This window comes from Thainema salinarum CENA647 (genome assembly GCF_057732415.1).
The window spans coordinates 1,293,185-1,304,784 of record NZ_JBYJZJ010000022.1 but is presented as its reverse complement, the minus strand read 5'-3'; the positions used below and the strand labels follow the sequence as shown (position 1 = coordinate 1,304,784).

The window sequence follows — 11,600 nt, the reverse complement described above, 5'->3', positions numbered from 1 at the left end:
AGGCGTGATTTGGGAACAATTAGCATACTTCTGAAAAACTGCGATCGCACTTTTGCGTTTCAGTTGTTTCAGTTATTTTGCGATTCTCAGTTAGTTCTCAGCTTCAGGCCCTATAACAGGCAAAGTGAGCGCACGGAGTGGATCATGGCAGACTCACTCAGGATGTCTGATAGCGGACTACAGATTATGGAGCGAGCCCGCCGCCTCAAGCACTGGCACAAAACCTCAGAAGCCTGGTGCATGGCGGCCTTTACCTCTCGCGCCACGCTGAACCGCTTTTGGCGGCAGCAGCCGATTCGCAGCGAAACCTTTATCTCCATCTGCAAAGCTGTATCTGTGGACTGGCAGACAGTTGCCGAACTAAACGTCACCTCTGATCCCGTCAGTCCAATCCCACTGAACACCGTATCGGTTGCCCCCGTTCCAATTGGGACTACTGGCTTCCAGACCGACTGGGCCGATGCCCCCGAAATTCTCAACTTTGTTGGTCGCGCGGAGGAACTGCAAACGCTGAGTCAGTGGCTAGAGGATGAGACCTGTTGTCTAATTTTGCTGTTGGGTACGGGCGGCGTGGGCAAAACGGCTCTGGCCGTTCACAATGCGCGCCTGTCCCAACCCGCATTTGGTGGGATTATCTGGCAGTCGCTCCGCAATGCGCCAACGGTTGAATCCGTGATTCACACCTGCATTGCCACGCTTGCGCCTCAGTCGGTATCCCAACTGCCGCCGCATTTAGACAGCTTGATAAACTGGCTGCTCAAAACGCTGCGGCAGCACCGCTGCCTGTGGATTCTTGACAATCTGGAATCTGTACTCCAGCCTGGTAGCCGCACAGGAGCCTATCGTCCAGGCTTTGAAGGCTACGGTCAACTGTTGCGATCGCTAAGTGACGCACCGCATCAAAGCCAGATTCTGGTGACATCGCGGGAGTTACCCAAGGGAATTGGGTTTCGCATTGGACGGGAGTCATCTGTACGAAGCTTGAATCTGGCGGGACTGCCAGCAACAGATATTCAGCTCCTTCTACAGGCCAAAGGTGATTTTGTCGGATCAACTTCAGACTGGCAGGCACTGACTGAGCGCTACGCAGGTAATCCGTTGATGCTGACTATGGTTGCCTCGATGATTCGTGATTGCTTCGACAGCAATCTGGCTAAATTCCTCCAGTGCGTACAGCAAGAACCGTTTATCCTGGACGATATTCGCCAGTTGATCGACGATCAGGTGCAGCGACTGCCGAAACTGGAACAGTCGATCCTGACCTGGTTAGCCATTAACCGCGTCCCGGTTTCCCTGACGGATTTACAACAGGAATTTATTGAGCCACCCCTGATGCGGGATTTGTTGCAAGCAATTGCTTCACTACAAGTGCGATCGCACATCCAAAAGCAAGGCGACCAGTTCACACTGCCCCCAATTGTGATGGAAGCGATCGCGGCGCGATATGCATATTCACTTAATGACGAGAACTCCTGTTGTAGAGATCTCATGGATATGCGATCGCACTTAGCCTCGGAACGGAAAGCTGATAGCCTAAGTCAATGTAATGACAAGATGGCATAGGATTCTCGCTTGAAAAACCGCTCTAGCTACTGGCAGCTCATACCGTATCTGCATCCGCAGTGGCCCACCATTGCCCAGGCTCTTGTTTGCACGGTCTTCTTCACCGCATTTTGGCCAATTCTGGCTTGGCTAGCAGGCGAAATGCTGGGTGTATTGGTGCAGGGGCAAGTGGCTGCGCTAGCTCGGCTAGCGGCAATCACCGCAGCAGGCTTTTTGATTCAAAAAATTGCTCAGTACGGTCAAGATGCACTGATGGCGAAAGCGGCACTTGCGATCGCGCTTGACCTGCGGAAAAAAGTGTATACCCATCTCCAGCGGCTCAGCCTCAGCTACTTCGAAACCGCCAAGACAGGCGACCTGTCCTATCGGATGACCGAGGATATTGACCGGATTGGCGAAGTGATCAACAAAGTTTTTCACGACTTTACGCCCTGCGTGTTGCAGCTCATCGTCGTGCTGGGCTACATGATTTATCTCAACTGGCAACTGACGCTAGCGACGTTCATTGTTGCGCCACTGATGGGGGTGCTGATTGGCTGGTTCGGTCAAAAGCTGCTGGAGTTTTCTCGCCGCAGTCAAAGCCGCATTTCTGATTTATCATCGCTGCTGACAGAGGTGTTTAGCGGTATTCGGCTGGTTCGGGCTTTTGCTGCTGAAGATTATGAGATTGAGCGCTTTAGTTACGAAGCTGAGCGCAATCGACAGGCCAAATATTCAGCCGCATGGCTACGAGCCGTGCAGTTTCCGGTTGTCGGCTTTCTACAGGCGATTAGCGTTTTACTCTTGCTCCTGCTCGGCAGTTGGCAGATCTCCCAGGGCAACCTGACCGGGCCAGAGTTCGGCAGCTTCGTCGCTGCCGTGGGACTGCTGATTGACCCGATTGCCCACCTGACCGAAAACTACAACGAATTCAAGCAGGGAGAAGCCTCAGTTGATCGCGTGTTTGAGCTAACGGCGATTCGGCCTGCTGTTGTGGAAGCGCCCGATGCGATCGCACTTCCACCCGTGACGGGCAAAGTTGAATACTGCAACGTCACCTTTAGCTATCAGGCTGATCAACCCGTGCTACAAGAGCTAAATCTGCTGGCCTTTCCCGGAGAGGCGATTGCGCTGGTTGGCCCATCCGGTGCCGGAAAAACCACGCTGGTCAATCTGCTGCCCCGGTTTTATGACCCCCAAGGCGGCCAAATTCTGATCGACGGTCAGGATATCAGCACGGTCACCATTCAAAGCTTGCGTCGCCAAATCGGCATTGTGCCCCAGGAAACGGTGCTGTTCTCCGGTACGATTGCCCAAAACATCGCCTTTGGACAGGCGCAATTTGATTTAGAAGCGGTCAAAGAAGCAGCGAGAATCGCCAACGCGCATCAGTTCATCAGCGAATTTGCTGACGGCTATCAAACCTGGGTGGGCGAGCGCGGCGTCAACCTATCCGGTGGTCAAAAACAGCGAATTGCGATCGCACGTGCCGTCCTGCTCAATCCCCGCATTTTGATCCTGGATGAGGCGACTTCAGCACTTGATTCGGAGTCTGAAACCTTAGTGCAGGAAGCCCTAGAGCGACTCATGGTCGGCAAAACCGTGTTCATCATTGCCCATCGTCTAGCCACCGTGCGCCGCGCCGATCGCATTCTGGTACTAGAGCAGGGCCGCATTGTGGAGTCAGGCACCCATACCGAACTTTTGGCCAAGGGCGATCGCTATGCCCAGTTCTATGCTCAGCAGTTTGGCAGAGGTGAGGAGTAAGGCGAGAAGAGTGAGGAGTCAGTAGGATATGTTGAGTGAAGCGAAACGCACCGTTTCTAGGGCTGTAGAGGCTGTAAAGGGCTGTAAGGGGAATTGAAGAACTTGATGAAGTGGATAGGTAATAAGGGGGACAAAGTAATGGATTAGATTAGCTTTGCCAAGCAGTTACGCGATCACCCATCTACCCCCTCACGCAGCACTAATTTGCCGAAGCTAGAGCGTCTCAAGGTAGCGCAGCAAATCTGCCATATCTTCAGGACTGGGCTGAAACTGCGGCATAGGTGGCGTTTCGCCGCTGGTAACCTGATGAATTAGACCGACGTTTGATTTGCGCTCAGAAATGTGGTGCAAACTGGGGCCAACACGACCATCGGCGGTGACACCGTGACAGCTCGCGCAGTTCATCTGAAAAATTGCATAACCGCGATCAGCGTCGCCAGGTTGGTTCATCACAGCTTTGATATAGGGATCGGCAGTCTGCGCCTGCCCAATTCCCCACATCACCGCCAAAATTGCCATCGAAATAACCACAAATGCGATCGCAACCCGCTGGATGATATTTTCTATGGTGAGCGACTGATTATCCAAGGGTTTCTCAATCAAGTTTGTAACCAAATTAATGCGGTAAACAATATTTATTCACACAACAACAACATAGCTTAAAGTTTAGAGCTTAGGGCAGCGAATCCCCAAAACAGGGGAGAACCCCCTATTTTTCAGCAAAAAGCTGGTGTTCTGTTTGTAAAATTGCTCAACATTTAGAGCCTTGTGTGGGCTAAGATACCTAGTAATATTAGATATTGGGCAAAATTCTTAAACTCTTTTTACATTTTGCCGCCGCTGTGTTCACGATTTAGGAGAAACGACGTGGTTGAGCCTTTACTATCTGGCATTGTCTTAGGTTTGATTCCGGTTACGCTGGCTGGATTGTTCGTCGCTGCTTACTTGCAGTACCGTCGGGGCAATCAGCTCGACATCGAATAGGCATTTCTATATCTCTAACAATCAGAAGGGGGCCGCTGAGCGGCCCCCTTTCTGGTTAAGGTTCAGTCCTGCGCACTGCGCTGATAGAATGCGATCGCAGTATTGCCGTAGACTTTTTGTCGATAGCACTCTAACCCTGAAAAGCTTTGGGGTTGCCACAGATCGGGCTGATGTTCAACCGCCAGTTCGCCATCCGGTGCCAAAAGTTGCAGTTGTGCGATCGCAGTCAAAACGGGTTCATACAGTCCCCCAGCATAGGGCGGATCAAAATAAATGCGGTCAAACGATTGGCTTGCCAGATCCTTGAGCTTCGCCACCACATTGCCCCGCAGGATCTGAACCGATTGTTCTGGCTTTGCCACCTGCTGCCAGTTCTGCCGAATCACACCACAGGCTTTACTAGACTGCTCAATGCCAATCACCTCAGTTGCTCCACGACACAGGGCTTCGGCTCCCATCGCTCCACTGCCCGCACAGAGATCCAGCCAGCGACAGCCGCTAATCTGCCCCTGCCAAATATTAAACAGCGCCTCACGTACCCGTGCCGGAGTCGGACGAGTGACCTGTCCCGGCAGGGTTTTCAACGTACGGTTGCCATAAATTCGCAGAGACATGAAGTTTATCGGTTAGGTTGATAAAAGCAACCCACATCCCCATGAGTTGCACGTCGCTCACCCATCCTACAAAAACTTAGCCTGAATTATTCACAGCGCAGGATGGGCAGTGCCCCACCAGAACCTTAAATCCAGGACAGTAAGCTAATGGTGGGCAGTGCCACCCTACAGAGCACCTAATACCCAATAACTCAGCACCTAATATCTCATTTCTACCAAGCGGCAGCCGCCGTGCATCCGACTTTTCTTTCCCCAGATAGATCTCCGCCGGGGCTGCCTCTGCGAAGCTGGTGAAATAAAAAATAGCAGTGATATTACAATTTTCGGGATCTTTTATGGCTGGGATGAATCTGTTCAAGACGTTTGCGCTGCTGGCATTTCTCAGTGGGTTAATTGTGCTGGCAGGCTATTTATTAGTGGGTAATGAGCAAGGGCTGTATTACGGACTGGGTTTTGCGGCATTGAGCAGCTTTGGATCGTGGTACTACTCTGATCGGGCAGCACTGGCAGCATTTCAGGCTAAGCCTACTCCTCGTGAAGAGGCTCCTGAGCTGTATGATCGGCTAGAAAAATTGTGCGATCGCGCTGATATTCCCACACCGGCTCTCTACGTCGTACCGTCGGACACCCCGAATGCCTTTGCGACTGGGCGTGATCCAAACCATGCTGCGATCGCACTGACCAAAGGAATTATTGATCTACTGCCTGCTGATGAATTGGATAGCGTAATTGCCCACGAGCTAACCCATGTGCGCAATCGTGACACCCTCACCCAGGCCGTAGCGGGTACTTTAGCCGGATCGCTGACTTATCTGGGCCGCATTCTCACATTGGGAGCGCTGTATTTTCCCGTTACGCGCGGAGGACGGCGCGGCAATAACCCTATTGCCCTTTTGTTTCTGCTGGTCGTCGCACCACTGACAGCGGGTCTGATCCGCATGGCCATTTCGAGAACGCGAGAATATGCCGCTGATGCAGGCTCGGCTGAAATTACGGGCAATCCCCTCGCGCTGGTGCGGGCGCTAGAAAAGCTAGAAGCTATGGGACAGAAAAATCCCATCCACGGCAATCCCGCCTTTGCCCCCCTGTTTATCGTCAATCCCCTTTCCAAAGAAGGACTGATGACACTATTCATGACCCATCCCGCAACAGCCGATCGGATTCAGCGACTGAAGCAGATGGCTGAAAAGAGCGAGACCAACACCAATCAGTCGCAAGTCCTGAGTCCTAGCACTTAATAATAGACTTTATCGGAAATTGTTTTGTAGCGCGGCTTCGCCGCGCTACAAAACAATTTCCAACCCCAAAAACTTTATTTCCAATAAAGTCTAATAGAGGTCAGTGCTGAGAATTGAGTTATCACCATCGTTTTGAAAAAGACGGTATCGCGCGATCGCATGTCTTGGAACTAAACAATTCAGCCCCTAAACAAATAAACCGCTCGCACTGCGAGCGGTTTGCCATTTTTATCGACAATCTCTGTCAATCCGAAGACAACGAGTTTTCGACCCTCAGCGCTCAGCATTCAGCCACTCAGCACTTCGTCCTAACGAGCACTACTGCCCAGAATAAAGAGACTAATCATGGTGGCACTGTTCCAGAGGCTATGGAGCAACATGGGAGCCAGCAAATTCCGCGATCGCGAATAGATAAATCCCAGCACCATGCCGAGTGTCGTCAGCGGCAGAACTTCCGAGAAGCTGAGGTGGGCAATGGCAAATAGGAGACTGCTGGCCAGAATCGCACCGCTGACGGGCATATAACGGGTGAGAGAAGGCAGCAGAAAGCCGCGAAATAGCGTTTCTTCGAACAGCGGAGCTGCGATCGCAGCCGTCAGGAAGAACACAATCAGCGCCACTGAATCGCCTTCTTCCAGCACCGTTTGCAGCAGAGGATTGCTGCCGCCTTGACCGTTCCAGATCTGCTGGTTAACCAGCGACACCCCAATCATCAGCGGTAGCGCGACTAAGTAACCCCCAACGCCCCACAGCGGCCAGCGGTTAAATAGCTTGAATTTGAACCAATCAGCGGGTAGTGGCACATAGGTGCGAATTGACCAGTAGAGGACGAAAATACCGCCTGCCGACATCAGCAAGTAATAGGCCAAAGAGTAGATCGCGCGTTCCCGACCGGAAAACTGACTACCGTTAACGCCCACAATCCCCAGCAGAATCGGCAGCAGGAACTGTCCAACAAAAAAGAATCCGACCACGAAAACTTGCCAGATCGTCTCCCAGTTCCACGGAACTTGCCACTGCTCGTTGCTGCGGTAGGCCAGGATGGACTGCTTCCGCTTAATCAGCCACTGAACCGCTAAGCCAATAATCAGACCCACGCCAGCCATGCTGCCCAGCACAGGTAAGGCACCGATCAAGAGCAGTTTAATGAAGGTTTGCTGGGCGACGGTTTGCTCAACGGTGGCCAGTTCGGCAATCGCATCCTGTCGCTGCTGGAGTTCATAAAGCTGCTCGAGAGCGCGGTAGCGAAACCAACCGTCTAAATTCTGCTGAATAACGGCTTCGGCGTCCGGTGCAATCTGGGCGGGGTCGCTCCATAGCCCGATTAGAACCTGAGCTGTTTCAACGGAATTTGCCGCAGAACCTGACGCATCATTGGCATCGCCGGGTTCGATCTGTGACCAGATCTTGAGTGCCTCTTGTCGCTGCTCGGTTTCGGTTTTGAGAATCCCCAAGCGCAGATCAAGCTGACTAATTAATGGCTGCAATTGCTGAATCGAGCGCAGAATTTGGCGTGGACTAGAGGTGGTAGGTTCCAGCCCACTTTCGGCAGGGGCAACGGGAGCCAATTCCTCAAGCTGAGTTTGCGATCGCACTAGGTTCTTCTCAGCTTCCTCGCGCACCGATTCATATTGCTCAATTGCCGTTTCCAGCGGCTTTTGACCGACCAAAGCCTGCCGAAAGGATGCGGCTTCTTCGGGTTCAACCAGATCGCCGCCTTGCCACTCAGTGGTCTGCAGCAGCAAGTCAGTTTGGTAGAGCTGTAGACGGCTCGTGACCTGTGGTTCGTTGAGGCTACCGACTAACGTACTGACAATGGGAATCGCTATCAGGATCGTTAGTGCAGCTAGGATAAGAAGTTTAATTGCTCTGAAACCAGATCCTCTATCGTAATCGGCCATACCGCTCTCCACACGTTCTCTTGTCTATCAAGTCGTGGGCTAGAAACCGATTATTTTCGTGAACGGCTGACATCGTAAACTGTTCACAAAAATAATTGTGGTTTTTTAACCAGATTTGACATCAGGCAGGGTTGCCCTTGGAACATTATGAAGTGAAACTCTACATTTTGTCGGCTGCTCAGCGACATCGCCAAATTAAGCAAAACGCCACCCGCAAGACACGGTAGAATTCTTCTGGCTTAACAGGAGGGCAGACCGCTGAAGACTCGTATTATCATCGTCCGGCATGGCGAAAGTACCTACAATATTGAGTCCCGTATCCAGGGACATTGCGACGAATCCACGCTGACTGAAACAGGGCGACAGGGAGCAATTCAAGCGGCTCAGGCACTGCAAGGCATTCAAATTGATGCCGTATATGCCAGTCCCTTCAAACGGGCAAAAGAGACGGCTGAGCTGATTGTGGCTCACACCAATGCGCCTGCGCCCACGTTCTCAGATGACCTGAAAGAGGTGAACCTGCCGCCGTGGGAGGGGATGACCTTTGATCAGGTGAAGGCCCAGTATCCCGCTGAGTACAAAATTTGGCGGCAGGAAACCCACAAGCTGGTGCTACAGGTTGAGCAGCCAGATGGCATTGTCGAATTTCGGCCACTACCAGAGCTGTATGTGCAAGCCCAGCGCTTTTGGGATGCCACCCTGTCCCAGCACGAAGGCCAAACCATTCTGCTTGTCGGCCACAGCGCCATTAATCGGGCCTTGATTAGCACGTTAATTGGCCTTGGCATTGAGCGGTTCTCCTCGCTCTACAAGTCCAACTGCGGCATCAGCATTTTGAATTACGACTCGGCTAGTGGCAATGTCCAGATCGAGTCGATGAACTTGACGGGACACTTGGGGCAGCCTGTGCCTCGGCCTCGGCGATCACACTCTGGCATTCGTGTCTTACTCGTGCGCCACGGCGAAACGGACTGGAATCGCCAGAAGCGGTTCCAGGGTCAGATCGACGTGCCGCTGAACGATAACGGTCGCAAGCAGGGACAGCTAGTGGCCGACTTCCTGAAGACGATTCGGATTGATCGAGCCGTCAGCAGTCCGATGCTGCGGCCCAAGGAAACGGCGGAAGCGATTTTGCAGCATCATGCCGATGTGGAGCTGGCGCTAGATGACGGGCTACGGGAAATCAGCCACGGTTTGTGGGAAGGCAAGCTGGAATCGGAAATTGAAGCCGAGTTTCCTGGCGAACTCGAGCGCTGGCAGAGTACGCCCGAAGTGGTGCAAATGCCGGAAGGTGAAAACCTGCAGCAGGTCTGGGAACGAGTGATGATTTCTTGGCAGAACCACATTAAAGACTGCGGCGATCCAGAGGAGTTGCTGACCCTACTGGTCGTTGCTCACGATGCGGTGAATAAGGCCATCCTGTGTGATGTTGTGGGGTTAGGGCCAGAAGCGTTCTGGGTCTTCAAACAGGGCAACGGTGCCGTCAGCGTGATTGACTATCCCCAAGGTCTGAACGGTCACCCCATCCTGCGGGCATCGAACATTACGACTCACTTCGGCAGCGTGTTGGATACCACCGCAGCCGGAGCACTTTAGGATGCCAGGTGAATTTAATTGTAGGGGCGGGTTTAGCCCAGTCATGCTGCTGCTGAGTCAAACCGGGACAACGAAACCCGCCCCTACGGCAGGGCGTATTTTTCGCGGATAACGTGTAAGGAACTGTGCATGACTCGTGAACTGTTACAACAGGTGCGACTGCTTGATCCGTTAACGGATACGGATCAGGTGACAGACGTGCTGATTGAAGATGGCGTTATAACTGCGATCGCACCTTCACTGCTTCCTGATGCAGCCGATTCGACACAGATTATCACAGCCCAAGGATGCATTCTTGCCCCCGGTTTGGTTGACCTCTATAGCCACAGTGGAGAACCCGGTTTTGAAAGTCGAGAAACCTTAGCTTCGCTCAAAGCCGCTGCCGCTGCTGGTGGCTTTACCCGGATTGCGGTTTTGCCAGATACCGATCCGCCCATCGATCAGCCGAGCCAAGTAGCGGCCCTGCAAGCCCAGTGGTCACGATCAGCTACTGCCAATCAGCCCCGGCTGTATCCCTGGGGCGCATTGACGCTCGGTGTCAACGGAGAGCAACTAGTTGAGTTTGCAGAACTAGCTGATGCGGGTGCGGTTGGCTTTGCCGATGGCTATCCGATTCAGAATCCGGTGCTGCTGCGACGATTACTTGAGTTTTTGCAGCCACTTGAGCAATCGATTGCGCTGTGGAGTTGCGATCGCACTTTGTCCGGCGATGGTACGGCTCGGGAAGGGTTGGATTCGATTCGATTTGGTCTGCCTGGCAATCCGGTGCTATCGGAAACCGTGGCCCTGACCTCCATTTTGGAATGCGTTGCGGCCATTGGCACCCCGGTTCACATCATGCGTGTTTCCACCGCTCGCAGTGTGGAGCTAATCCATGCCGCTAAAGAGCGGGGATTGCCGATTACTGCCAGCACAACCTGGCTGCATTTGTTGTGCAATACCGGGGATTTAGCGACCTATGACCCCAATCTGCGGCTTGAGCCGCCCTTGGGCACACCCGCCGATCAGCAATCGCTAATTGAGGGCGTTAAAGCTGGAGTGATCGATGCGATCGCAGTTGACCACAGCCCCTACACCTACGAAGAAAAAACGGTCGCCTTCAACGAAGCGCCACCAGGAGCCATTGGCTTAGAGTTGGCATTACCCTTACTCTGGCAGCAGTTGGTGGAATCCCAAACTCTATCGGCACTAGAACTCTGGCGAGCCTTGAGCGCTAATCCGGCCAACTGTTTACACCAGTTACCCGCTCGCGCACAGGTTAACGCCTCAGCCGAACTGGTGCTATTTGATCCGGCTAAATCCTGGGTCGTCAATGAGGGAAGCTTGCGATCGCAATCTTCCAATACCTCCTGGCTCAACCAAACGGTTCAGGGCCAAGTCCAACGCATCTGGACACCTTGACTCTTGGTTGGAGTACAGAATTCAGCAGCGCAAAATCTAAAACCATCAGGATTAACGCGACGTTCACCGTAAAGAGTGGGTAATATCCAAATTCACCGACTCTTTTCAATATGGGAATTTCTTACAAATCACCATCTGTACTGCTTGGCTTATCCGTCCTGGGGGGCCTAATTGCTCAAAATCCAGCAGCGGCTGAAGATCTAGATGGGTTCTTTGCCGAATACGATGCCCTGCGAGTTTCGACCTGCACCGTTGACCAAAACGCCGCCCGCTATCACTTTCAAAATATGGTGGCTCCTTCAACTGTGCGAGCCTACAGCCGACTGTCACAAAAAGGGCCAGTGGTGATTATGACACCCGGCTGCCATCGAATTGGCATGCCCGTTGCGATCGCGCCTACGGGTCAGGTTCGCACTGTTTCCCCCAATAACGGTCGGATCATGATTCGCACCTCGTCAGTCCAGACCAATCCCACCCTCGCGGCTCGCGCAGTAGCAACGCCAGAGGTTGTCCCACCCGCCTATCAGCAGGTTGTCGCGTGGAATAATTGAGTTCTG

The 11,600-nt window shown here is 52.9% G+C and carries 10 protein-coding genes; 7 read left to right on the top strand and 3 right to left on the bottom strand.

Annotated features, from left to right (window positions below; all coding sequences use genetic code 11):
* Nucleotides 1–144 precede the first annotated feature (144 nt).
* The gene (locus AC286M_RS12555) at nt 145–1,563 is read left to right on the top strand and encodes an NB-ARC domain-containing protein (protein ID WP_488204724.1); all 1,419 of its coding nucleotides are present in this window, start codon (nt 145–147) and stop codon (nt 1,561–1,563) included.
* 9 nt (nt 1,564–1,572) lie between these two features.
* Nucleotides 1,573–3,309 (top strand): ABC transporter ATP-binding protein, encoded by a 1,737-nt coding sequence (locus AC286M_RS12550; RefSeq protein WP_488204723.1) that lies wholly within the window; start codon nt 1,573–1,575, stop codon nt 3,307–3,309.
* Between the two features lie 213 nt (nt 3,310–3,522).
* Here the strand turns inward: AC286M_RS12550 and AC286M_RS12545 are convergent, their stop codons facing one another.
* Nucleotides 3,523–3,912 (bottom strand): c-type cytochrome, encoded by a 390-nt coding sequence (locus tag AC286M_RS12545; RefSeq protein WP_488204722.1) that lies wholly within the window; start codon nt 3,910–3,912, stop codon nt 3,523–3,525.
* 264 nt (nt 3,913–4,176) lie between these two features.
* Here AC286M_RS12545 and petG point away from each other — a divergent pair, with 264 nt between their 5' ends.
* Complete coding sequence (gene petG, locus AC286M_RS12540; protein ID WP_488204721.1) at nt 4,177–4,293, top strand: cytochrome b6-f complex subunit V; 117 nt, start codon at nt 4,177–4,179, stop codon at nt 4,291–4,293.
* A gap of 62 nt (nt 4,294–4,355) precedes the next feature.
* Here the strand turns inward: petG and rsmD are convergent, their stop codons facing one another.
* On the bottom strand, nt 4,356–4,907 hold the full coding sequence (gene rsmD, locus AC286M_RS12535) for a 16S rRNA (guanine(966)-N(2))-methyltransferase RsmD (RefSeq protein ID WP_488204720.1): 552 nt from the start codon (nt 4,905–4,907) through the stop codon (nt 4,356–4,358).
* A 335-nt stretch (nt 4,908–5,242) separates the two neighbouring features.
* Here rsmD and AC286M_RS12530 point away from each other — a divergent pair, with 335 nt between their 5' ends.
* Nucleotides 5,243–6,145 (top strand): M48 family metalloprotease, encoded by a 903-nt coding sequence (locus AC286M_RS12530; protein ID WP_488204719.1) that lies wholly within the window; start codon nt 5,243–5,245, stop codon nt 6,143–6,145.
* A 308-nt stretch (nt 6,146–6,453) separates the two neighbouring features.
* On the opposite strand, the gene AC286M_RS12525 is transcribed toward AC286M_RS12530, so the two are convergent.
* Nucleotides 6,454–8,046, bottom strand: coding sequence for a CPBP family intramembrane glutamic endopeptidase (locus AC286M_RS12525; RefSeq protein WP_488204718.1), 1,593 nt, complete (start codon nt 8,044–8,046; stop codon nt 6,454–6,456).
* A gap of 258 nt (nt 8,047–8,304) precedes the next feature.
* Here AC286M_RS12525 and AC286M_RS12520 point away from each other — a divergent pair, with 258 nt between their 5' ends.
* The 3 genes from AC286M_RS12520 (at nt 8,305) to AC286M_RS12510 (ending at nt 11,594) form a co-directional block, all read left to right on the top strand.
* The gene (locus AC286M_RS12520) at nt 8,305–9,642 is read left to right on the top strand and encodes a histidine phosphatase family protein (protein WP_488208830.1); all 1,338 of its coding nucleotides are present in this window, start codon (nt 8,305–8,307) and stop codon (nt 9,640–9,642) included.
* 129 nt (nt 9,643–9,771) lie between these two features.
* Nucleotides 9,772–11,043 carry a dihydroorotase gene (locus AC286M_RS12515; protein ID WP_488204717.1) on the top strand — a complete coding sequence of 424 codons (1,272 nt, stop codon included), beginning with the start codon at nt 9,772–9,774 and terminating at the stop codon, nt 11,041–11,043.
* Between the two features lie 110 nt (nt 11,044–11,153).
* Nucleotides 11,154–11,594 (top strand): hypothetical protein, encoded by a 441-nt coding sequence (locus AC286M_RS12510; protein WP_488204716.1) that lies wholly within the window; start codon nt 11,154–11,156, stop codon nt 11,592–11,594.
* Nucleotides 11,595–11,600 lie beyond the last annotated feature (6 nt).

Bases quoted from the DNA above. Each gene is read 5' to 3' on its own strand.
- AC286M_RS12555 (WP_488204724.1), top strand. From the start codon at position 145: ATGGCAGACTCACTCAGGATGTCTGATAGCGGACTACAGATTATGGAG.
- rsmD (WP_488204720.1), bottom strand. From the start codon at position 4,907: ATGTCTCTGCGAATTTATGGCAACCGTACGTTGAAAACCCTGCCGGGA.
- AC286M_RS12530 (WP_488204719.1), top strand. From the start codon at position 5,243: ATGGCTGGGATGAATCTGTTCAAGACGTTTGCGCTGCTGGCATTTCTC.
- AC286M_RS12525 (WP_488204718.1), bottom strand. From the start codon at position 8,046: ATGGCCGATTACGATAGAGGATCTGGTTTCAGAGCAATTAAACTTCTT.
- AC286M_RS12515 (WP_488204717.1), top strand. From the start codon at position 9,772: ATGACTCGTGAACTGTTACAACAGGTGCGACTGCTTGATCCGTTAACG.
- AC286M_RS12510 (WP_488204716.1), top strand. From the start codon at position 11,154: ATGGGAATTTCTTACAAATCACCATCTGTACTGCTTGGCTTATCCGTC.